The 22,397-nt window shown below is 64.8% G+C and carries 15 protein-coding genes and 1 pseudogene; 4 read left to right on the top strand and 12 right to left on the bottom strand.

Features of this window, described 5'->3' with window-relative positions:
• Positions 1-10 precede the first annotated feature (10 nt).
• Positions 11-1,294 (bottom strand): glutamate-1-semialdehyde 2,1-aminomutase, encoded by a 1,284-nt coding sequence (hemL, locus tag AWB79_RS07690; RefSeq protein WP_061166793.1) that lies wholly within the window; start codon positions 1,292-1,294, stop codon positions 11-13.
• Positions 1,295-1,448: 154 nt separating this feature from the next.
• Positions 1,449-1,931, bottom strand: a complete 483-nt coding sequence (locus AWB79_RS07685; RefSeq protein ID WP_061166792.1) for a hypothetical protein — start codon at positions 1,929-1,931, stop codon at positions 1,449-1,451.
• Positions 1,932-2,093: 162 nt separating this feature from the next.
• Between AWB79_RS07685 and AWB79_RS07680 the strand changes: the two genes are divergently transcribed.
• The gene (locus tag AWB79_RS07680) at positions 2,094-3,305 is read left to right on the top strand and encodes a Bcr/CflA family multidrug efflux MFS transporter (RefSeq protein WP_061166791.1); all 1,212 of its coding nucleotides are present in this window, start codon (positions 2,094-2,096) and stop codon (positions 3,303-3,305) included.
• Between the two features lie 10 nt (positions 3,306-3,315).
• On the opposite strand, the gene AWB79_RS07675 is transcribed toward AWB79_RS07680, so the two are convergent.
• From AWB79_RS07675 to AWB79_RS07645, 8 genes and pseudogenes are all read right to left on the bottom strand, one after another.
• The gene (locus tag AWB79_RS07675; protein ID WP_061166790.1) at positions 3,316-4,602 is read right to left on the bottom strand and encodes a mechanosensitive ion channel family protein; all 1,287 of its coding nucleotides are present in this window, start codon (positions 4,600-4,602) and stop codon (positions 3,316-3,318) included.
• A 198-nt stretch (positions 4,603-4,800) separates the two neighbouring features.
• Complete coding sequence (locus AWB79_RS07670) at positions 4,801-7,227, bottom strand: YadA family autotransporter adhesin (RefSeq protein WP_061166789.1); 2,427 nt, start codon at positions 7,225-7,227, stop codon at positions 4,801-4,803.
• A gap of 27 nt (positions 7,228-7,254) precedes the next feature.
• Positions 7,255-7,353: pseudogene (locus AWB79_RS41000) on the bottom strand (ESPR domain-containing protein); the annotation flags it as partial.
• A gap of 465 nt (positions 7,354-7,818) precedes the next feature.
• Positions 7,819-9,933 carry a prolyl oligopeptidase family serine peptidase gene (locus AWB79_RS07665; RefSeq protein ID WP_061166788.1) on the bottom strand — a complete coding sequence of 705 codons (2,115 nt, stop codon included), beginning with the start codon at positions 9,931-9,933 and terminating at the stop codon, positions 7,819-7,821.
• 116 nt (positions 9,934-10,049) lie between these two features.
• Positions 10,050-11,168, bottom strand: a complete 1,119-nt coding sequence (locus AWB79_RS07660) for an ABC transporter ATP-binding protein (RefSeq protein WP_061166787.1) — start codon at positions 11,166-11,168, stop codon at positions 10,050-10,052.
• Between the two features lie 34 nt (positions 11,169-11,202).
• A complete protein-coding gene (locus AWB79_RS07655; protein ID WP_061166786.1) occupies positions 11,203-12,060 on the bottom strand; it encodes a carbohydrate ABC transporter permease in 858 nt (285 codons plus the stop codon).
• Positions 12,050-12,976 carry a carbohydrate ABC transporter permease gene (locus tag AWB79_RS07650; protein WP_332459660.1) on the bottom strand — a complete coding sequence of 309 codons (927 nt, stop codon included), beginning with the start codon at positions 12,974-12,976 and terminating at the stop codon, positions 12,050-12,052. The genes AWB79_RS07655 and AWB79_RS07650 overlap by 11 nt, the downstream gene beginning before the upstream one ends.
• Before the next feature lie 196 nt (positions 12,977-13,172).
• A complete protein-coding gene (locus AWB79_RS07645; RefSeq protein WP_061166784.1) occupies positions 13,173-14,426 on the bottom strand; it encodes an ABC transporter substrate-binding protein in 1,254 nt (417 codons plus the stop codon).
• A 606-nt stretch (positions 14,427-15,032) separates the two neighbouring features.
• Between AWB79_RS07645 and zwf the strand changes: the two genes are divergently transcribed.
• From zwf to AWB79_RS07630, 3 genes are all read left to right on the top strand, one after another.
• A complete protein-coding gene (zwf, locus tag AWB79_RS07640; protein WP_061166783.1) occupies positions 15,033-16,493 on the top strand; it encodes a glucose-6-phosphate dehydrogenase in 1,461 nt (486 codons plus the stop codon).
• A gap of 128 nt (positions 16,494-16,621) precedes the next feature.
• Positions 16,622-17,332 (top strand): 6-phosphogluconolactonase, encoded by a 711-nt coding sequence (gene pgl / locus AWB79_RS07635; protein WP_061166782.1) that lies wholly within the window; start codon positions 16,622-16,624, stop codon positions 17,330-17,332.
• The gene (locus tag AWB79_RS07630; RefSeq protein ID WP_061166781.1) at positions 17,313-19,235 is read left to right on the top strand and encodes a bifunctional transcriptional regulator/glucokinase; all 1,923 of its coding nucleotides are present in this window, start codon (positions 17,313-17,315) and stop codon (positions 19,233-19,235) included. The genes pgl and AWB79_RS07630 overlap by 20 nt, the downstream gene beginning before the upstream one ends.
• A 93-nt stretch (positions 19,236-19,328) precedes the next feature.
• On the opposite strand, the gene AWB79_RS07625 is transcribed toward AWB79_RS07630, so the two are convergent.
• Both AWB79_RS07625 and AWB79_RS07620 read right to left on the bottom strand, forming a co-directional pair.
• Positions 19,329-20,876, bottom strand: a complete 1,548-nt coding sequence (locus tag AWB79_RS07625; RefSeq protein WP_063963454.1) for an acyl-CoA-binding protein — start codon at positions 20,874-20,876, stop codon at positions 19,329-19,331.
• Positions 20,873-22,168: an MASE1 domain-containing protein gene (locus tag AWB79_RS07620; RefSeq protein ID WP_061166780.1), complete on the bottom strand. Its 1,296-nt coding sequence runs from the start codon at positions 22,166-22,168 to the stop codon at positions 20,873-20,875. The genes AWB79_RS07625 and AWB79_RS07620 overlap by 4 nt, the downstream gene beginning before the upstream one ends.
• Positions 22,169-22,397 lie beyond the last annotated feature (229 nt).

The raw sequence follows: 22,397 nt of genomic DNA, 5'->3' as shown, positions 1-22,397 counted from the left end.
TGAGGTGACGTTAAGCGGCGAGCGACGCGAACGCGCCACGCGCGGCGTCGATGGTCGCGTCGATGATCGAATCGTCATGGGCGCTCGATACGAATCCGGCCTCGAACGCCGACGGCGCGAAGTACACGCCCGCGTCGAGCATCGCGTGGAAGAACGCGTTGAAGCGCTTCGTGTCGCCTTGCTGGATCTGCGCGAAGCTGCCCGGCACCTGATCCATGAAGTACAGGCCGAACATGCCGCCGATCGAATCGGCCGAGAAGGGCACCTTTGCCTCGCGCGCGGCGGCGGTGAGGCCGTCGACGAGCTTGCGGGTCTGCTTTGCGAGGTCGTCGTGAAAGCCGGGGCGCTGGATCAGTTGCAGCGTCTTGAGGCCCGCCGCCACCGCAATCGGATTGCCCGACAGCGTGCCCGCCTGATAGACGCCGCCCAGCGGCGCCAGATGCGCCATGATGTCGCGCCGGCCGCCGAACGCCGCCGCCGGCATGCCGCCGCCGATCACCTTGCCCAGGCACGTGAGATCCGGCTTGATGCCGTAGACCTCCTGCGCGCCGCCGAGCGCGACGCGGAAGCCGCACATCACTTCGTCGAAGATCAGCACGGAACCATACTCGTTGCAGCGCTCGCGCAGCGCGTTCAGAAATTCGGGCGTCGCGCGCACGAGGTTCATGTTGCCCGCGACCGGCTCGACGATCACCGACGCGATTTCATTGCCGAACGCGGCGAACGCCTCGTTCAGTTGCTCGACGTTGTTGTACTCGAGCACCGTGGTGTGTTTGGCGATATCGGCCGGCACGCCCGCGGAAGTCGGATTGCCGAACGTGAGCAGGCCCGAGCCCGCCTTGACGAGCAGGCTGTCCGCGTGACCGTGATAGCAGCCCTCGAACTTGATGATGCGGCTGCGGTTCGTGAAGCCGCGCGCGAGACGCAGCGCGCTCATGGTCGCCTCGGTGCCGGAGGACACCATCCGCACCTGTTCCATCGACGGCACGAGCTTGCAGATTTCCTCGGCGATCTCGATTTCGGCTTCCGTCGGCGCGCCGAACGAAAAGCCGTGCACGAGCACGCGCTGCACGGCCTCGAGCACTTCGGGGTGAACGTGGCCGACGATCATCGGACCCCACGAGCCGATGTAGTCGATATAGCGCTTGCCCTCTGCATCCCAGAAATACGCGCCTTCCGCGCGCTCGATGAAGCGCGGCGTGCCGCCGACCGAGCGGAACGCCCGCACCGGCGAATTCACGCCGCCGGGAATGGTTCGCTGGGCGCGTTCGAAGAGGACTTGATTCTTGGACATGGATGAAGGCCTGCGCTGATAAGTGGATGCGGGAAACGCGAGGGACGGGCGCGTCGCCCGAAACGCGGCGGCGCGGCGCGCAAGACGCGCGCTCCGACGCGACAAAACATGGCTGAAATTGTACCGGAGTCGATGCGAAGGGGCCGCGTCGGACCTAGGCCGATGGTGGAGGCGCCGCGGATGCCGAGGGGGACCGTGAGCGCCGGCCCGTGCGTTCCGTCCACAGTTTTTCGAGCGCGCCTTCGGCCATCGGCTTGATGAGCGTGCCCGACATCTGCGCGTCCCAGGTCTGCACCGAGAACGGATGTGCGCGCAGCTCGTCGCGCGTGACGACGACTTTCTCGTGGGCGTCGACGAGCCAGTCGTACGCGAAGTCGATGCACAGCCGATAGCCGCGTTTGCTGCCCGTATCGGGCACCTCGTACGGCGCGCGCGTCACCCAGCCCGACGCGAACACGCCCTTCGGCTCCTGGGACACGCGATGCACGAACACGCGATCGCCCGGCATCAGCCCGCGCGCCGTCCCGCAGCCCCAGACATCGGCGACGGCGACACCGTCGGCCACGCGCCGCGCGAGGTCCGGCAACTCGGGCCAGGGCCATTTTTTGGGGCTCCAGATCAGCAGAAAGGCGGTCATCGGATCGATCGGACGGAAGGCGAAAGTGCGGAAGAGCTTAGCGTAACGCGCTGCAGAGGGCCGGATCCCGACGATGCGTCGCGCACCGTCACGTACAATAAGCGCTCGCTTACGTGGCCTGAGCGCCGCGTCGCCCTTCATCCATCCCGTCTTGCGAACCCCATGCCCGACACCACCCGGCGCCGGCCCGATGGCCGGCTGATCCTGTTGCTCGGCGCGCTCGCCGCCTGCGGCCCGCTGTCGATCGACATGTATCTGCCGAGCCTGCCGTCGCTCGCCGCTTCCTTCGGCACGAGCCCGGCCGCAGCGCAAAGCACGCTGACGAGCTTCATGTTCGGCTTTTCGTTCGGCATGCTGCTGTACGGACCGCTCTCCGACGCCTACGGCCGACGCCCCGTGCTGCTCGGCGGCATCGCGTTGTACGCGCTTGCGAGCATCGGCTGCGCGATCGCGTTCTCGATCGATGCGCTCATCCTGATCCGCTTTCTGCAGGCGCTCGGCGCGGGTGCGGCCTCGGTGCTCGCGCGCGCCATCGCCCGCGACGCCCATGAGCCGACCGACGCCGCCCGCGTGCTCTCGATGCTCTCCATCGTCACGTCCATCGGGCCCTTGCTCGCGCCGCTCATTGGCGGGCAATTGCTGCTGCTGGGTGGCTGGCGTGTGGTGTTCGTCGCGCTGACGCTGTTCGGCCTGACGTGCGCGGTGACCGCGTTCCTGCGCGTGCCCGAGACCTGGCCCAAGGAAAAGCGCGCGAGCGCGGCGGTGGGCAAGTCGTTCGCGGCGTACGGTCATCTGCTGACCGATCCGGTCACCTGGGGCCACATGATGTGCGGCGGCATGGCCTTCGCGTCGATGTTCGCGTATATCACCGCGACGCCGTTCGTCTATATCGACTACTTTCACGTGAAGCCGCAGCACTACGGGTTGCTGTTCGGCCTGAATATCGTCGGCATCATCGCGGGGAATGTGCTGAACACGAAACTGGTGGGGCGGCTCGGCGCGATGAAGATGATATCGGCGGCGTCGTTCGTGAGCGTCGTCGCGGCGCTGGTCGTCGCGTTCGTGTCGCTGACGGGGCTGGGCGGACTCTGGTCGATCGTCTTTTCGCTGTTTTTCGTGGTCGGCGTGGTCGGCCTGCTGTCCGCCAACTGCACGACCGAACTGATGCACCGCTATCCGCGCAACGCCGGCGCCGCCGCCGCGGTGTTCGGCGCGATGCAGCTCGCGCTCGGCGCGGTCGCGAGCCTCGCGGTCGGGTTGTTCCACGATGTCTCGCCGCACGGCATGGGCGTCGTGATCGGCGTGTCCGGCGTGCTGACCTTCGGCGGGCGCACGCTGGTGTTGCGCTCGCATGCTGCGCCGGTGAAGGTGTGAGCGCGCCGCGTCAAGTTGCAAGCCTGGGCAGCGGCGGGGCGAGCCGGATGCGATGCTCGCCGAATGACCGCAGCACGACTTCGTTGATGTCCGAGATCAGATTGAGCTGGCCGTTGGCCGGATCGGCGACCCAGAACTGCGCTTCGAGCCGGATTCGCCCGTCCGCGATATCGGCAACATAGACAGCCGGCTGCGGCTCGGCGAGCACGCGCGCCTGTTCTCGCAGGACGCCGACGACGATCTGCTTCGCCATTGCGACGTCGCTGGCGATATCGATATGCACGGAGCTCGAGAGCCGCAGGTTGTCATCGGACCATGACTGGTTCAGCACGGTGTTGAGGGTCAGCGCGTCGTTCGGCACGAGCGCTTCGACGCCGTCAGCGCCCATCAGCGTCGTGTAGCGCACGGTCATCTGCGTGACGCGGCCTTTGATGCCGCCCGCCGAAATGACGTCCCCCACGCGCACCGACTGTTCGAACAACACGATCAGACCGCTCACGTAGCTAGCGGCGAGCCGCTGCAGGCCGAGCCCGAGGCCAATGCCCAGCGCGCCCACGAAGGTCGCGATTGCCTTCACGTCGATGCCCGCGCGTTGCAGCACGATGGTGGCGGCGATCGTCCAGACGGTGATGTCGAGAATGCGGCGGATCGCCAACGAGAAGTTCGGTGGCAGGTGCATGCTGCTGCGCAGCCTGGCGCCGAGCCAGTTGACCGTGCCGTGCGCAATCACCACGACGACCACGCCCGTCGCCACCCCCTCCGCCAGCGAGGCCAGATTGAGCCTGAAGAAGCCGATGTCGATGTCGAGCGCGCGTGCGGCTGCCACGACCTCATTGATGTCGCGTTCGGGCTGTGAAAGCGCGAAGAACCCGCTCGCCGCGAGAAGCACGGTCAGGCAGCGCAGCGACAGGCGCAGCGGCCGTACTGGACGAAAGACGAGTTCGAGGGCGACCGCAGGAATCTGCATGGTGAACAGAAGGCTCGTGCCGAGCGAGACGATCGACAACAGCGCAGTGCTTGGCCACTCGCCCAGAATCGCCACTGACAGCGCGAACAGAAGTAGCACGCAGAGCGGCGGCACGAAATAAAGACATACGACGTAGACTCGCCGCCAATCCGCCCAGAGGCGTTTGCGTAGCCAGTGCAGGATGAAATACGCGCCGATGCAGCCGATCGCCGCGATCAGCCCGAGTGCGGTGAACTCGTTGGGCGAGGCGCCGCAGAGCGCCTGGTGGCACGCGCGTGCATAGGTTGCGTGGTCGAAGAATAGGATGGTTGGCAGAATCGAATTGAGCATGGTCGGGCGTCGCGTATTGCTCGGCGGGCAATCCTGCTCAATCCGATTTGCCTGAGCGATCAGACCGTTCCCAAAACGCGCGTATCGCGGTTGCGCGAACGGCTCGATCGTCCGTGAAGAAATGTCACGGCGGACCACAGAGGCAACGAATGGAGGCGAGGGGAGCACGGACTGCTCGTGCTTCCCCCGGCTCGATGGTCAGAACTCGTAGCCCACCTGAGCACGCACGCCGGCGTCCCCTGTGTTGGTGACGGATACAGCGCCGTTCGTCAACCACCTTCCGCTCGCTGATCGATAGGTTGCGCCAGCGGCGACCGCGGAACCGTTCTTGTATGCGGCCGCGCCCGCTGCAACGATCGTCTTGCCCGGCGTGGCAGGCGTGAGGTTCGGCATGGCCATGGCCGCCGCGATACCGGCATACGAGTTCTTCGCGACGTCGTTGATGTTGTTTTGCAGGGTGTTGAAACGCTGGTCGGTGTAGTTCTGAGCCTGGCTGGCCGACTTGGTCATCGATGCGTTCAGTTGATCCAGGTTCACTGCATCCGTGCCCTGGGTTCCGGCCGCGACGTTGGTAATCTGGCGCGCATTGCTGGCGGAGCCCACGGACACCGTGTTATTGCGGCTCGCAACCGAATCCGCTCCGATCGCGACGGCGTTGCTTGCAGCCGCGACCGCATTCGCGCCCATTGCCGTCGAACGCGCGCCGCTCGCGAGCGCCGCTTCGGTATCGCGGTTCCCGTCCGCCGCGAACATGGGGTTGCCTGTCGCGGCGGCGTTCCTGACCTGCTCGAACATCGCGTTGACCTGACCGACGTTGGCGGCATCCGTGTTCGCTACGCCGGCTGCAACATTGTGGATGACCGTGCCGCCGGCTGCGCCGTTGCCGAGCGAAATGCTGCCGTAGTTGGTCGAGCCGTCGCCATTGCGGTCGTACGTGACTGCGGCATTGGTCTTGCCATCCGGGCCGACGAGGCCGGACGCCCTCAGTTGTGCGACATTGACCGCGTCTGTGTCCGCGGTGCCGGCCGCGACGTTCGTGATCTGCCGCTCTGCGCCCGCAGCACCCACGGACACGGTATTGACGCGATCGGCGATTGAGTTCGAGCCCAGCGCGACCGAGTTCACCGCGCCAGCCCGGGCGTTGCCGCCGATCGCCACCGCATCGGCTCCGCTTGCCTGGGAATCGGCCAGGGTCGAGTTGGCGTGGAAATATTTGATGCCGGTTCCACCCTTCGTGATGTTGTTCAGGATGTTATTGATATCGTTGATGTCAGTGGTGTTGCCCGCTGTGCGCGTGTCGATGTCGCTGAGCGCGTCACCGACGTTGCGGAATGCCTTGCCGCCCACCGTGTAATTCGGTTGGGAAATGGAACCATCCGGATTCACGGCCGAACCGCCGCCGAGCGCGCTCGCCACGGAGTAGCTCACGCCGTAGAGTTGCGAGCCATTCACGCCGTCCGTGCTGCTGGCGGAGATCGTTCCCCCGCTGACATTCACGATCTTTTGTCCTTTGACGTTCGCCGCGCCGCCGAGCCCATTGAACTGCACCGTGGCGCTGTCGAGTGCGCGGAGCGCCTCGCCGACGTTCGACTGTGCGCCGCCCGCGACCGTATATCGCGTTCCGGAGATGGTTCCGGTCGCCGGATCGTAAGTCGTGCCGCCCCCGAGCGTGGCGGCGATATCGGCGCCCGTTTTGTCGACTTTGGCGTTTTGCGACTGCAACTGGCTCACATTCACGGCGTCCGTTGCCGCCGCGCCTGCCGCGACGTTGGTCAGACGGCGCTCGTTGGCAGGGGAGCCGATCGAGATCTCGCCGCTCGCCGTCGACGCGATGCCCGACAGCACGCCCGAACCCGGGTTGTAACCACTCGCGGTCAGATTTGCCGTGGTCGTCGATCCCGCACCCAGGGCGGCGGAGTTCATGGCGCTTGCGATCGCGCCCTTGCCGAGCGAGACGCTGTTGTCGGCCGTCGCCGCCGCATTGGTTCCGATACTCACGGAATCCGCGCCCGAAGCGCGCGCCGAGGAGGTTCCGCGGAAGCTTGCATCGGCCGCCGTGTCACCGGTTGTCAGTTGGCCCGATGTGCCGATGGCGATCGAGCGCGCGCCGCTCGCGTTCGCCGACGCGCCCACGCCAATGGAGCCGACGCCCGTGGCCGTGGCGAGAAAGCCTTCTCCGATGCTGTAGTGTCCTGACGCGAGCGCCTCACGGCCGAGCGCCATCGCGCCGATGCCCGATGCCGTGGCATTGCCGCCGACTGCCAGCGAGAACGCGCGCGTGGCCTGAGCCCAAGTGCCGAGCGCGGTGGCGGTTTCGCCGCTCGCGAGCGACATGGAACCGAGAGCAGTCTCGCCGCCACGTCCGTTGAGGGCACTGCCATCGCGACCGAAGATAGCGTCGTCAGTTGTGTTCGACGCCGTGCGCGCAAAGTCGCCGATGACCGTCGAGAAGCCCAGCGACGTGGCGGAGTTCCACGTCGAGCCAGGGTAATAGATGCTGTCGCGGTAGAGGAATTGGTTGTAGCTGGTGCCGGAATTGGCGTTGGTGGCGGAGCCGGACATGCCGTTGATGGAAACCTGTGCCTGAACTGGCACGCCGATCAGACCGGCAACGAGCGCTGCCACGGCAGTTTCGAACGGACGGATTGTCCGGACGTGACGCGAGGTTCGGCCGGTGGCAGCAGCAGTTTCGGGAGCGACAACGAAAGTGCCTGTGCTTTCGTTAAAGATGACGCGAAAGGATTTATTCATTTTTTTAGTTAAAGCTTCTCGAAGGAGGCTCTATGGTGCAGTTTCATTCCTGTTTCTCAGAATAAGGAATCTCCGAAATTGAAATAATGAAATATTGCTGTCTAGCCGTTAAAGTCGTTGCCTGTTGGGTATTGGTTTGGCCGTAATGTTGTTTTGTGGGCGGTCCGCCAGGCAGGCTTCTGGCGGGTGGCGTGCGGTTTTATGCGGGGTTGGGCTTCTTCGGCGAGTAAGTCGATATAAAGGCATATTTGGGATCGATATCGATGAATATTCCGTGCGTCTATAATCAATTAAGGAGTGGATTATCTAGATGCTCCGTGAATTAATAATGCGCACGGATATTAAGAGGCAAATCAAATCGAAGACTTGAGATCCGCTTCAGTTTCCAGGCACGAAAAAAGAACGGCCCGCAGTGGGCGGGCCGTCGGGCGATTCAGAAAGCAGCGCTTCCGGGTCCGGGTGCGCTCAACTCACGAGCGGACCAATGCTGGCGACGAGGAACGTGAACGCCGCCGCTTCCGCCTGCGCGATCGCTTCAGGCTCGACACCCGCGCCGTGACCGCCGTCGCCGGTTTCCTGATACCACACGTTTTGATGTCCCTGCGCCTGCATCTTCGCGGCCATCTTGCGCGCGTGCGCGGGATGCACGCGGTCATCGCTCGTCGACGACGTGAACAGCGCCGGCGGATATTCGACCTGCGCCTTCACGTTCTGATAGGGAGAGTAGGCCATGAGGTGACGCAGATCGTCGGTGTCGTCGGGGTCGCCGTATTCGTCGATCCACGATGCGCCTTGCAGCAGCAGGTGAAAGCGCGCCATGTCCAGCAACGGCACCTCGGAGAGCACCGCGCCGAACAACGCCGGCCGCTGCACCATGCACACACCGGTCAGCAGGCCGCCATTGCTGCCGCCGCGAATCGCGAGTTGCCGGGGCGTGGTCACGCCGGTGTCGATAAGCGCCTGCGCGACCGCGATGAAATCGTCAAATGAGATCTGGCGCTTCTCGCGCAGCGCGGCCTGATGCCATGCCGGTCCGAACTCCCCGCCGCCGCGGATGTTCGCGACCGCGTACAGCCCGCCGCGCTCGAGCCACGCGATGCCGGTGGTCGCGTCATAGCCGGGGTCCAGCGCCACTTCGAATCCGCCGTAGCCATAGAGCAGGCATGGGCGCGCGTGCGTGCTCGTCTCGATGTCTCGGCCGATCAGCCAATACGGAACGCGCTCGCCGTCCGGCGCGATCGCGTGGCGGCGCACGGCGGCGAGACCCGTCGCGTCGAATTGCGCGGGCAGGCGCGCAAGCAGCTGCCACGGCGCGTCGTTCGCGAGATCCGCGTGATAGAGCGACGGCGGCGTCAGAAAATGCTCGACGTGAACGAGCACGGTGTCGTCGCGTTCGCCGTCGATCGAATCGACCCAGGACTGGCTCGCGTCGGGCAGCGCGAATTCGCGCGATTCCCACGCCGCGTCGTACTGCACGGGCGGGCGCAGCAGGCCGACGCGCGGCGTGCCGTCGTCCATCTGAGAGACGATCAGCCAGTGCTTCGTGAAGTCGATGCCCGCGAGCACCAGACGCTCCGTCGGCGTGAACAGCGTGGTGAAATGGCGCAAACCGGCGAGAAACGCATCGCGGCGGATGACGATCAGCGCGCCAGGCGCATGGCGGCGTCCGCCCGCGTTCCAGTGCTTGCGGGGCGTGACGAAAAGCCAGCCGTTCCAGTGCTCGATTTCGGCGTGCGTCGGCAAATCGTACTGGCGCCATTCGTTCGATGTCTCGTCGAGCCAGTAATTGAGCGTGTCGTAGAAGCTCACCGCGCGCGAGGCGAGATGCAGTTTCTCGATCGGATCGTAGTCGACACCGGCCGATACGTCGCGCCGCGCACCCTCGAACACGACGGGCGCATCGGCGAGCGGCGTGCCGCGCTGCCAGCGGCGCGCCTGGCGCGGAAAGCCGGAGGTCGTGAGAGCGGGGTGCGGATTGGTCTTGCTGTCGTCCCAGCCGACATAGACCGTGTCGCGGTCGATCCACGAGATGTCGTGCTTGCCGACATCGGCCAGCACGAAGCCATCTGCGACAAAGCTTTTCGATGCGATATCGAACTCGCGCACGATGCACGCGTCCGAGCCGCCGGGCGACAGGCTCACGAGCGCGCGTTCGTAGTCCGGATAGCGCATGTCGAAGTCGGCGAGCGCCCAGCGCGTGTCGTCGCGGCTGTCGGCGTTCAGGTCGAGCGCGTCGACATCGAGGATGGTCTCCCAGACGGCCGCGCCGGCAAGCCACGCGCTCCACGGCGTGCGGCGCACGATGCCGAGCGGATGCGCGTCATCCTGCCAGGTGTTGTAGGCCCAGTCGCCGTACCGCGAGCAGGTGACGATGCGGTCCTTCGACGTGTAAGCGGTTTCGAGCCGTTCCGCGAGCGCACGCGCGTCGGCGGTGTCGCCGAATGCGGCTTCGGTGCGGCGGTTCTGGGCATCGACCCAGGCTTGTGCGCGGGCGTCGTCGAGCGCTTCGAGTCCGATGAAGGGATCGGCGCCATCGGCGGCGGGCCAGGCGAGGTCGGGATGCTGGTCGAGAAAAGTCATGCGGCGCAGGGAGTCGAAATGCAAAAGGTCGATTGTGCCTGTAACGCCCTGTCATGAAAAACGCCACGGCGAACCGTGGCGCATTCACTCAGCCCGACTGCGACCAACCCGTGACTTCAGGCCAACCGCTCTTCCGTTTGCGGATCGAACAACACCGCCTTCGATACGTCGAACAGCAGCGTCATGTTGGAAAGCGGCTGCGGATTCGACGCCGGATGCACGCGCGACACGATCCGCTTGCCGTTCACATGCGCGAACACGAGCGTGTCCGGGCCCGTCGGCTCGATCACGTCGACGCGGACTTCGATCGGCTGCAGGCTCGTGTCCGACACGTCGTGCGCGCTGCGCGAATCGGTGATGCGTTCCGGACGCAGCCCGAGAATCACGTCCTGACCGACCTTGCCGCGCAGACGCGCCGCATCGAAGGGCAGGTTCAGCACCTTCTGCGACACGCCCGTATCGAGCTGCAGACCGACGCCCGAACCCGAATCCACCAGCTTGCCGGTGATGAAGTTCATCGGCGGCGCGCCGATGAAGCCCGCGACGAACAGGTTCGACGGCGAATCGTAAATTTCCTGCGGTGCGCCGAACTGCTGCACGATGCCGTCCTTCATCACCGCGATGCGGTCGCCGAGCGTCATCGCCTCGATCTGATCGTGCGTCACGTACACGATCGTCGTGCCGAGGCGCTGATGCAGCAGCTTGATTTCCGAACGCATTTCGATGCGAAGCTTCGCGTCGAGGTTCGACAAAGGCTCATCGAACAGGAACATCACGGGATCGCGAGCTAGAGCGCGGCCCATCGCCACGCGCTGACGCTGACCGCCCGACAGCTGCCCGGGCTTCCGATCCAGCAGATGACCGATCTGCAAAGTCTCGGAAACACGATCGACGATCTTTTTCTGCTCGTCCTTCGGCACCTTGCGGATGTTGAGGCCGAACGAGATGTTGTCGCGCACGCTCATGGAAGGGTAGAGCGCGTAGGACTGGAACACCATCGCGATATCGCGGTCCTTCGGCGACAGGTTGTTCACCGTCTTGCCGTCGATCATGATGTCGCCCTGGGTCACGTCTTCGAGACCGGCGATCATGTTCAGCAAGGTCGATTTGCCGCAGCCCGAGCCGCCGACGAGGATCAGGAACTGACCGTCCTCGATGTCGATGTTGACGCCCTTGAGTACCGGCACCCCGTTCGGGTAGGTCTTGTACACGTCACGGATGGAAAGGCTTGCCATGTGAATCCTCTATATCTCTGTCGACCGAGGTCGATTAACCCTTCACCGCGCCGGCCGTCAGCCCGCGCACGAAATAACGTCCGGCGATCATGTAGACGAGAATCGTCGGCAATGCGGCGATGATCGCGCCCGCCATGTCGACGTTGTATTCCTTCACGCCCGTCGATGTGTTCACGAGGTTGTTCAGCGCGACCGTGATCGGCATGGAATCCACGCCCGAGAACACGATACCGAACAGGAAGTCGTTCCAGATCTGCGTGAATTGCCAGATCAGGCACACCATGAAGATCGGCAGGGAAACCGGCAGCAGGATCTTCGTGAAGATGGTGAAGAAGCCTGCGCCGTCGATGCGCGCCGCCTTTACCAGTTCAGCCGGGATGCTCACGTAGAAGTTGCGGAAGAACATCGTTGTGAACGCGATGCCGTAGATCACGTGAACCAGCACGAGGCCGGTGGTCGTGTTCGAGAGGCCGAGAAAGCCTTGCAGGCGCGCCATCGGCAGCAGGATCGCCTGGAAGGGGATGAAGCAGCCGACCAGCAGCATCGTGAACAGGCCGTCCGCGCCACGGAAACGCCAGTGCGTGAGCACATAGCCGTTGAACGCGCCGACGAACGACGAGATCAGCACGGCCGGAATCACCATGCGCACCGAGTTCATGAAGAACGGCTGCATGCCGTCACAACGCACGCCGGTGCACGCTTCCTGCCACGCCTTCACCCATGGCGCGAAAGTGAAGTGCGTCGGCGGCGTGAGCAGGTTGCCCGTGCGAAGCTGATCGAGATCCTTGAAGGACGTCGAGAGCATCACGTAGATCGGAAACAGGAAGTAGAGCGCGAAAAGGATCAGCACCGCGTAGATGACGGCGCGGCTCAAAGTCATCTTAGGCTGCATTGCGAGTGCTCCTCGATTCGAGATACATGAGCGGCACGAGCACCGCGACCACGGTGGCGAGCATCATCATCGACGACGCCGCGCCCACGCCCAGCTGGCCACGGTTGAACGAGAACGTGTACATGAAGATCGCGGGCAGCGACGACGAGGTGCCCGGACCGCCCGCCGTCAACGCGACAACCAGGTCGAAGGTCTTGATCGTGATGTGGCAGAGAATCAGCAGCACGGAGAAGAACACCGGACGCATGCTCGGAATCACGATCTTGCGATAGATGGTCGGCAGCGTCGCGCCGTCCACTTGCGCGGCCTTGAAGATTTCGCTGTCCACGCCGCGCAGTCCGGCGAGAAACAGCGCCATCACGAAGCCGGTCGATTGCCACACGGCCGCGATCACGACGCAGAAGATCGCCTTGTCCGGGTCGCCGAGCCAGTTGAACGAGAAGCTCGTCCAGCCCCAGTCATGAAACACTTTCTCCAGACCGAGGCCCGGATTCAGAATCCACTGCCACGCGGTGCCCGTCACGATGAACGAGAGCGCCATCGGGTAGAGGAAGATCGCGCGCAATGCGCCTTCGTTGCGGATCTTCTGGTCCAGAAGGATCGCAAGGAACAGCCCGAGAAAGACGCAAATACCGATGAAAGGAATGCCGAACCAGCCGAGGTTGGCGGCGGAAGTCCACCAGACGTCGTTGGCGAAGAGCTGCTTGTACCGGTCGAAGCCGGCGAAGTCATAACGCGGCATCAGCCGCGATTCCGAGAGCGACAGATACCCTGTAATGGCAATGAAGCCGTACACGAAAACGAGCGCGATCAGAACGCTGGGAGCGAGCACCAGCTTCGGGATCAGGCGATCGGCGAGCGCCGCCGTCGGTGAGGCGCGACGGGGCGGATTTTGCGGTTTCTTGTCCGCGGTGATGGAGGCAGTCACGACTCGACTCCTGGAAGATGTGCCGGCGCGATGAGTGAACTATCGGTGCGTTTAGTTGCACTGATTGGCGCTTCTGTGGCGAATGCCTGCTGGCGCTGAATGATGCGACGTTACAGACGCAGTCCTGCTCTGTCCTGCGCCCGCCCGGCGCGTGCATGTGCACACGCGCCGGACGGTAACCGCCTTACTTCGTCTTGGCGGCGTTCGCGAGAGCCGCGACCGCGCTCTTCGAATCCTGCGACGAATTCATGAACTTGGTCACGACGTCGGTCATGGCGCCGGCGACGGCATCGCCCTGAGCCATGCCGTGCGCGAGCGACGGAACATAGCCGCCCGATTTGATCGCCGTCTGTTCATCAGCGTAGGACTTCTTGGCGCAGTCGTCGAACTTATCCATCGAGACGCCCAGACGCACCGGGATCGAGCCCTTGTTCAGGCTGAACTGCTCCTGGAAGTCCGGCGTCATGATGGTCTTCGCGAGCGCGAGCTGGCCCGGGGTCGCGGCCTTCTGGCCCTTCTGCTGGAAGAACACGAACGAGTCGACGTTGAAGGTGTAGGCCTTCTCCGTGCCCGGCACCGGGGCGCAGATGTAATCCGTGCCCGCCTTCTTGTTCGCGCCGGCGAATTCGCCCTTCGCCCAGTCGCCCATGAACTGCATGCCGGCCTTGCCGTTGATGACCATGGCCGTGGCGAGGTTCCAGTCACGTCCGGTGCGGCCGCTGTCGAAGTAGCCCTGGATCTTGCGGACCGTGTCGAACACCTGGACCATCTTGTCCGAGGTCAGCGTCTTCTGGTCGAGATCGACGATCGCCTTCTTGTAGAAGTCCGCGCCCTGCGACAGCACGACGTCTTCCCACAGCGTCAGGTCCTGCCACGGCTGGCCGCCCATCGCGATCGGCATGATGCCCGCCGCTTTCATCTTGTCGGCGACCTGGAAGAATTCGTTCCAGTTGGTCGGGACCTTGCCGCCGGCCTTGTCGAGCGCGGCCTTGTTGATGTACAGCCAGTTCACGCGGTGCACCGAGAAGGGCGCGGCGACGTAGTGGCCGTCGGCGTGGATGATCTTGTCGATTTCCGGCGGCAGGTTCTTCTTCCAGTCACCCGCGACGGAATCGATCGGCACCAGCACGCCTTGCTCCGCCCATTCCTGGATCAGCGGACCCTTGATCTGCGCCGCCGACGGCGCGTTGCCCGAGATCACCTGCGTCTTCAGCGCGGTCATCGCGGCCGCACCCGCACCGCCCGCGACCGCGAAGTCCTTCCACTGATAGCCCTGCTTCGTCATGTCGTCCTTGAGCACGCCGACAGCCTTCGATTCACCGCCGGACGTCCACCAGTGCAGCACCGAAACGGCCTCGGCAGCCTGAACCGCCGACGCCGTCGCGCCGCACAGAAGACCTGCGGCGCACAGCGCGCCCATGAGCTTACGGACTTTCATTGTTTATCTCCTCCAGACACCTGAACAAGAAACGATTGGCTCCCGATGCCGCCGGAAGCGTATTAGGAAGCGGTGGTTAAAAAACGGCAAAACTGGATGGCCGGAAATCGGCGGTGTCGGCGGGAAGCGGCAGGCGCGAGGCTCGCTGAAACGCGACGCGCGTGCATAGCCGGCAAACCGATGTACGGCCGCACGGCTCTCAAGAGATGAGTGGATTGAATCGCAACGGCTTGTCTCCTCTTTTGATTTTTGCCCGGCCGCGCGAGCCCGGAATTACGAGCGCGGCGAACGGCGAGGCGCGAGGCCCGGCGCATGCTCTGAAGGAACCGGACGGGGCGCTTTCTGTAAAAAGCGGCGAGCCGCGTGCTCCGTTAACATGCGTTCAGCAGATTCGACGAAAAAAGCACGTGTAATCAGATTTCTCTTGTTCACCCGGCGATTTTTCTGTCGATCACATTTCCTCTTGATTTGGATTGTAGTTAAACTACAATTCAGTGTCAAAAAAATTTTTATCGGACTACGGCCCGCTTGTCGGGCGTCGGGTGGTCTCATGGGCGACCGCCCCGTTTCGTCTCACATCCAGTCCTGCAACCCACGTTCAGACTCATGCAAAGCGATTCGAATTTCACCTTCGTACTCTTCGGCGGCACCGGCGATCTCTCCATGCGCAAGATTCTTCCCGCGCTCTTCGAGGCGCATCGCGCGGGCATGCTCAATCCAGCGGGCAGGATTGTCTCGGTCGCGCGCGAAGCCAAGGAGCAAGGCGAATACCGGGCCTGGGTCGAGGATCACGTGAAGCCGCACGTATCGAAGCACGGCGTCGATGAAGCTGTATGGCGCAGCTTTCTGGAGCGCTTTCAGTACGTCGGACTCGATCTCGGCCGCCCGGAGGACTTCGCGATGCTGCGCGATGCGCTCGCGCAGTACGACGGCACGCGCGTGTTCTATCTGGCCACCGGCCCGTCGCTGTTCGTGCCGATCTGCCGCGCGCTCGCCAATGTCGGCCTGAACCTGAATTCGCGCATCGTGCTGGAAAAGCCGCTCGGCTATGACCTGAAGTCGTCGAACGCGATCAACGACGCCGTCGGCGAAATTTTTCAGGAAGAGCAGATCTACCGGATCGATCACTATCTCGGCAAGGAGCCGGTGCAGAACCTGCTCGCGCTGCGTTTCGGCAATGCGCTGTTCGAGCCGTTGTGGCGGCGCGAGTGGGTCGAGAGCATTCAGATCACCATCGCCGAGGAATTGGGCGTGGAAGCGCGCGGCGACTTCTACGACAATACGGGCGCGCTGCGCGACATGGTGCAGAACCATCTGCTGCAACTGCTTTCCATCGTGACGATGGAGCCGCCGCACTCGATGGACTCAGACTCCGTGCGCGACGAAAAGCTGCGCGTGCTGCGCGCGCTGAAGCCGGTCGATGAGCGCGACATCAGCCGCGTCGCCGTGCGCGGGCAATATCACGCGGGTGTGATCCGCGGCACTGCCGTGCCGGCGTATGCGACCGAACCGGGCGTGCGCGGCGACAGCACCACGGAGACGTTTGTCGCGCTGAAGGTCGAGATCGAGAACTGGCGCTGGGCGGGCGTGCCGTTCTTCCTGCGCACGGGCAAGCGGCTCGCCGACCGGGTCGCCGAGATCGTCGTGAATTTCCGCGCGGTGCCGCATTCGTCGCTCGGCTCCATGCCGTTGCGGGCAGGCGCGAACCGGCTCGTGATCCGGCTGCAGCCGAACGAGTCCATCCGCCTGTATTGCCTGGCGAAGCAGCCGGGGGAGGGCATGAATCTCGCGAGCGTGCATCTGGATCTCGCCTTCGACCAGTTCTTCAAGGAAGGACAGATGGAGGCGTACCAGCGTCTGCTGCTGGACGTGATCAACGGCCGGCTCGCGCTGTTCGTGCGGCGCGACGAGCAGGAGGCGGCGTGGCGCTGGGTCGAGCCGATCCTGAACGCGTGGGCGTCGTCCACGACGAAGCCCAAGCCATACGCGTCGGGCACGTGGGGGCCGGCGGCATCGAGCGCGATGCTCGCGCAGGCGGGCACGTGCTGGCTCGAAGAAGAGAATTGACGTCGTGACGCCGACGGCGCCCGAACGAGGCGCGCGGCGCACGCGGGGATACAGGAGACCGCTCGGTTCGATGTCGCGACGACGCGAACACGCAGCGGATCGATAAACCAGAACAGGCAGGAGGAGCAGTGATCGAGCTTCGCACTTTCGACGACCCGCGCGCCCATTCGGACGCGCTGGCGAAAGCCGTGAGCGACGCGCTTAAGGCGTCCCTCGCGGCGAGGGGCGCGGCATCGGCCGACGCCACCGGACAAACCGCTCGCGCGACGCTCGCGGTATCGGGCGGCACGAGCCCGAAGCCGTTCTTGCAGGCGCTCTCGCATGAACCGCTCGACTGGGCGCACATCGACGTGACGCTGGTCGACGACCGCTGGGTGCCCGAAACCGATCCGGCGAGCAACGCGGAATTCGCGCGCAACACCCTGCTGCAGAACGCGGCCGAGTCGGCGTACTTCCTGCCGCTGGTCGATACAAACAAGCCGCTCGAGACGCACATCGCCGAACTGAACGCCGACGCGCGCCGCCGCCTGCCGGATGTCGCCGTGCTCGGCATGGGCGAGGACGGTCACACCGCCTCGATCTTCGCCGACGCGCCCGAATGGGACTTCGCCATTTCCACGCCGGATCGCTTCGTCGCCGTGCATCCGGGCGCGGCGCCGCATGCGCGCGTGAGCCTGTCGATGTCCGCGCTCACGCAGGTCGGCCAGTTGTATCTGTTCATTGCCGGGCAGAAGAAACTCGATGTACTCAACGCGGCGCTCGCCGCACCGCAAAAGAACGCCATCTCGACGTTGGTCCACGCTCAGGGAGTGAAGCTCGATGTCTACTGGTGTGCATAGCAAGACGGCCGCCGCGGCCAACCAGCACGCCGACGGACCGCGGCTCCTGGCCGACATCGGCGGCACGAATGCGCGCTTCGCGCTCGAGACGGCGCCCGGCGAGATCGGACAGATCCGCGTGTATCCGGGAGCGGATTACCCCGGCATCGCGGAAGTGATGCAGCAATACCTGAAGGACACCAAGGTCGGCCGCGTGAATCATGCGGCGGTCGCGATCGCCAATCCGGTCGACGGCGATCACGTGAAGATGACCAATCACGACTGGAGTTTCTCGATCGAGGCGACGCGCCGCGCGCTCGGCTTCGACACGCTGCTGGTCGTGAACGACTTCACCGCGCTCGCGATGGCGCTGCCGGGTCTCACCGATACGCAGCGTGAGCAGGTCGGCGGCGGCTCGCGCCGGCAGAACAGCGTGATCGGTCTGCTTGGGCCGGGCACGGGTCTCGGCGTTTCGGGTCTGATTCCCGCTGACGACCGCTGGATCGCGCTCGGCAGCGAAGGCGGCCACGCGACCTTCTCGCCGTTCGACGAACGCGAAGACATCGTGATGCGCTATGCGCGCCGCAAGTTTCCGCACGTGTCGTTCGAGCGCGTGTGCGCGGGGCCGGGGCTCGAGCTGATCTACCGCGCGCTCGCTGAGCGCGACGCGGTCACGGTCGCCGACGCCTTCACCGCCGCCGACGTCACCACCCGCGCGCAGGAAGGCGAAGCGCTCGCACTCGAAGCGGTGAACTGCTTCTGCGCGATTCTCGGCACTTTCTCCGGCAACATCGCGGTGACGCTGGGTGCGCTGGGCGGCATCTACATCGGCGGGGGCATCGTGCTCAAGCTGGGCGAACTGTTCCACAAGTCGCCGTTTCGCGAGCGCTTCGAGGCCAAGGGGCGTTTTCAGCAATATCTGTCGGGGATTCCCACGTACATCATCACGGCGGAATATCCGGCGTTTCTCGGCGTCTCCGCGATTCTCTCGGAACAATTGTCGAACCGCGCAAACAGCGGTTCGTCGGCGGTGTTCGAGCGCATCCGCCAGATGCGCGACGCATTGACGCCGGCCGAGCGGCGCGTGGCCGATCTCGCGCTGAATCACCCGCGCTCGATCATCAACGATCCGATCATCGACATCGCACGCAAGGCCGACGTGAGCCAGCCGACCGTGATTCGCTTCTGCCGCTCGCTCGGCTGTCAGGGTTTGTCGGACTTCAAGCTGAAGCTCGCCACCGGCCTGACCGGCACGATTCCGGTGAGCCATAGCCAGGTGCATCTCGGCGATACGGCCACCGACTTCGGCGCGAAGGTGCTCGACAACACCGTGTCCGCAATCCTGCAATTGCGCGAGCATCTGAACTTCGAGAACGTCGAGCGCGCGATCGACATTCTCAACGGTGCGCGGCGCATCGAGTTTTACGGGCTGGGGAATTCGAACATCGTCGCGCAGGATGCGCACTACAAGTTCTTCCGTTTCGGCATCCCGACCATCGCGTACGGCGATCTGTACATGCAGGCCGCCTCCGCCGCGCTGCTTGGCAAGGGTGACGTGATCGTGGCGGTATCGAAGTCGGGGCGCGCGCCGGAACTCTTGCGCGTGCTCGAAGTGGCGATGCAGCAGGGCGCGACGGTGATCGCGATCACGTCGAGCAACACACCGCTCGCCAAGCGCGCGACCGTGGCGCTCGAGACCGATCACATCGAGATCCGCGAATCGCAGTTGTCGATGATCTCGCGCATCCTGCATCTGCTGATCATCGATATTCTCGCCGTCGGGGTGGCGATCCGGCGGGCCGCGCCGAAGCCGGGCGCGAAGCTCACCGAGACGGTCGCGAAAGCGCGGTCGGCCGGCGACGACGACGCGGCCGCCGTGCTCGACTGGCTGAGCCACGGTGCATCGGGGATGGCGCGGGACTGAGCGTGGCCGAGGCGGGGATGCTTCAATGAAAAAGGACGACCCGTTTGATGGGCCGTCCTTTTTTTTGAAACGTGGATGACTCGCCGTGCCGCGCTACGCGACCGCCGCCGGTTCCTGTTGTCCCGCCAGCGCGATATAGCGGCGGCGCGCCTCGTCGCCGCTCACGCCGCGAAGCTCGGTCCACGCGGTGTGCTTGGCGCGACCTGCCGGATCGAGCGCGGACGGGCGTTCCGCGGGCGCATCGCCGTGCGTCGCCTGCTTGTAGCAGGCATAGAGCGCGAGCAGCGTATCGTTCGACGGACGGCGCGCCAAGGCCTTGAGGCGCGCCTGCGCAACGACGAATCCCTGTTCGAGCGCGGCGCCGTCGAGCGTGGCGAGTTCGGCGGAGATCACGGTCTGGGGCGCAGCACGTCGCGCGCCCGCCGGCCCTCCGGCGCCGTTCCAGAAAGCGGACTCGGTGCCGTCGTCGAGCGGCTCGTGCACGACGCGCGCGACGCGGCCGTTACTGAGCGTGAAGGTTTCCCGTGCCCGGGCATCGAGCTGGCGTCCTGCGTGAGTGGCGGAATAACGTGCTTCCACCGTGACGGTCTGGCCATCGAACACGGGCTCGCCGAACGAGCGGAACGCGAACGTGCCACCCGAGCGATCTAGGAGCGTCGAGAACAGATCGACGAGCGCGCCGCGCCCCTGATAGTCGCGCGCGAGCGCTTCGCCACCGCCGCACTGCGCCCACACCACATTCGACGCGAACAGCGGCAAGGCGGCCTCGAAGCGTTGCGCGGCCATCGCTGAAAGATAGCGCGTCGTGAGATCACGGACTTCGTCGTCCGACATCGGCACGTCTTCCACCGGCTCGTTCGCGACGGCCGCGCTGTCCGCGGCGAGGTCGAGGAAGCGCAGCACGTTCTGCGTGACGGTCTCACGGTCGTTATCGACGCAAATCAGGTGATAGCTGTTCTCCAGCACGACGAGTTCCGTATCCTCGATCTGATCGTGCAGGAACGTGGCCGAGCGCAGGCTCGTCAGCTCATCCTCGCGCGCATGCATGATCAGCGTTTCGCAGGGAATCGCGTGGGCCGAGCGCATCACCATGCGGCGCAGGCGATCCACCTGGCGCAGGCATGCGAGCGGCACCCAGCGGTAGTGGAAATTGTCGCCACGCTCGAACTTCGCCTTGACGATCGAGCGCACCAGCGCGTTCTTGATGCCGAAGGGCTCGTCCTCGTCGATGCGCATCCGCTCCGGCAGCAGCGGCAGCCAGTAGAACGCGTGGCGCGCCGCCGTGTACCAGGGCGTCGCCCAGCCGTCGATATACACGGGCGCGGCGAGCGTGATCAGCCGGCCACGCCGGTGTGACTCCGTGGCGCACAGCGAGAGCGCGAGCAACGAACCCATGCACATGCCGATGACATGCACCGTGTCGTATTGCTGCATCACCTGACGGTACTTCTCGCGCACTGCGTCGAGCCAGTCTTCCGCGCGCACGCTGACGAGATCGTGTGGCGTGCCGCCGTGGCCGGGCAGGGTGAGCGAGTGCGTGTCGACTCCCGCGCGTTTGAGCGTCTTGTGCAGCGAGCCGAGATCGAATTGCGTGCCGCCGAGGCCGTGGATCAGCAGCGCGGCGGTGCGGTTCGCGCTCATGCCGCCACCTCCGCGCTCACCGCGGATTCCGGTTGCTGCGCGGCCTTGCGCCAGATGCCGACGATGAAGCCCGGGCCGTCGCCCAGATCGTCGGTGGGCGTGGTGTGATCGGTTACCGCGACGAGCGTGTCGCGGTCCGTGCGCAGCGTGAAAGTCATCTCGGCGCCGGGCACGCCGGCGGCCGCGCGCAGCCACTGCGCGCGCAGACGGGCCCGATCCTCGGTCGCGACGATGGCGAGCACGGCCTCCTGCGTGGCGAGCTCGCGCGCGTCGTAACCGGCGATCGCTTCGATGTCGCCGGCCCATTCGATGCGCCCGCTGCGGGCGTCGAGACAGTAGACGAGCTGTCCGCTGCCGGCGAGCGCGAGCTCGATGTTCGTGCGCCAGCGATGGGCGCGCTCCATTGCGCGCTCGCGATGACCGTGCAGCGTGGTCGTGAGGAGCACGAGCACCGAGGCGGTCGCCACATAGATCTGCGCGCCGATCAGGGAGCTGTCATCGAGCGTGGATGCGAACGGACCGTGGCCCGTCACCGTCTGCAAGAGCGCGATGATCGCGAGTGCGAGCACTGACATCGCGCCGCCGCGCGCATCCCACATCAGCGAAATGACGACGCACAGCACGAGCGGCACGTAGCTCAGGCCGACCGCGAGATTGCTCGCGAGCTGGCCGAACACCGGCGCCTCGAAGGCGAACAGCGCGCACGGCACCAGCGCCACGAACGCGATGGCTCCGATCACGCGCTCGGTCACGCCATGCGCGACTCGTCGGCTCGGACGAAAGCGCGACCATGCCGTGAACACGGGCGTCAATACGAAAATTCCGACAAAGTGCGCGAGCGCGCGCATCGGTGCATCGGGCGGCAGACCGAAGAGCGCGGGTGCGTGAAGGGTCACGTCGATACAGATCGCGAGCGCGCTGTCGATCAGCGCCGCGAGAAAGAGCGCGCGCAGGAAATAGAGGCCCGAGAGCGGCGTGCGCGCGAAACGCACCACGATTGCGAGCGCGACGGCCGGAGCCGCGGCCAGCGCGATCGCGACGAGCAGCGCATCGACCGCGCCCACGCCCCGCAACAGCCCGAACGCGAACTGGGCGCCGACGAGCGCCGGTATGACGGCGAACCAGCCTCGCGGCCGCGTGAGCATGAGGGCGGCCATCGCGACGCCCGCGGGCAGCCAGACAGAGGCGGCTGCGCTTGCACCGGTGCCGGCGCTGAGGGCGGCGGATACGCAGGCAGCGATGAAGTAAGGGATGGCCCACAGCAGGCCGACAAGACTGGATGACCGACGCATGCAAACACCTCGCGCGTTTTGTTCAAAAATTGGCGCGAGACTATCCGCCGGCGTCATTCCGTTGAAGGTTCTGGATTCCGAAATGACGGCATCGGCGAGAGAATTTTGCAGGTCCGTTGGCAATAGGCCAAACGCGATGAAACATTTTGTGGTGTTGGGCAACAGGGCCCGAGGGGCTTCTAGAATCCGTTCGTTTTCCTCGTTTATCCGCGTCCCGTCGCGCAAGTCG

Origin of the sequence: Caballeronia hypogeia, from assembly GCF_001544875.2 — a bacterium.
Lineage (GTDB): Bacteria > Pseudomonadota > Gammaproteobacteria > Burkholderiales > Burkholderiaceae > Caballeronia > Caballeronia hypogeia.
Note: the sequence above shows the minus strand (reverse complement) of the source record. Positions and strands in the feature narration are given on the sequence as shown.

Excerpts from the sequence above, each read along its gene's own strand:
- AWB79_RS07680 (WP_061166791.1), top strand. The coding sequence starts at position 2,094 with ATGCCCGACACCACCCGGCGCCGGCCCGATGGCCGGCTGATCCTGTTG.
- AWB79_RS07620 (WP_061166780.1), bottom strand. The coding sequence starts at position 22,168 with ATGCGTCGGTCATCCAGTCTTGTCGGCCTGCTGTGGGCCATCCCTTAC.
- AWB79_RS07685 (WP_061166792.1), bottom strand. The coding sequence starts at position 1,931 with ATGACCGCCTTTCTGCTGATCTGGAGCCCCAAAAAATGGCCCTGGCCC.
- AWB79_RS07625 (WP_063963454.1), bottom strand. The coding sequence starts at position 20,876 with ATGAGCGCGAACCGCACCGCCGCGCTGCTGATCCACGGCCTCGGCGGC.
- zwf (WP_061166783.1), top strand. The coding sequence starts at position 15,033 with ATGCAAAGCGATTCGAATTTCACCTTCGTACTCTTCGGCGGCACCGGC.
- AWB79_RS07660 (WP_061166787.1), bottom strand. The coding sequence starts at position 11,168 with ATGGCAAGCCTTTCCATCCGTGACGTGTACAAGACCTACCCGAACGGG.
- AWB79_RS07645 (WP_061166784.1), bottom strand. The coding sequence starts at position 14,426 with ATGAAAGTCCGTAAGCTCATGGGCGCGCTGTGCGCCGCAGGTCTTCTG.
- AWB79_RS07665 (WP_061166788.1), bottom strand. The coding sequence starts at position 9,933 with ATGACTTTTCTCGACCAGCATCCCGACCTCGCCTGGCCCGCCGCCGAT.
- AWB79_RS07655 (WP_061166786.1), bottom strand. The coding sequence starts at position 12,060 with ATGCAGCCTAAGATGACTTTGAGCCGCGCCGTCATCTACGCGGTGCTG.
- AWB79_RS07630 (WP_061166781.1), top strand. The coding sequence starts at position 17,313 with ATGTCTACTGGTGTGCATAGCAAGACGGCCGCCGCGGCCAACCAGCAC.
- AWB79_RS07675 (WP_061166790.1), bottom strand. The coding sequence starts at position 4,602 with ATGCTCAATTCGATTCTGCCAACCATCCTATTCTTCGACCACGCAACC.
- hemL (WP_061166793.1), bottom strand. The coding sequence starts at position 1,294 with ATGTCCAAGAATCAAGTCCTCTTCGAACGCGCCCAGCGAACCATTCCC.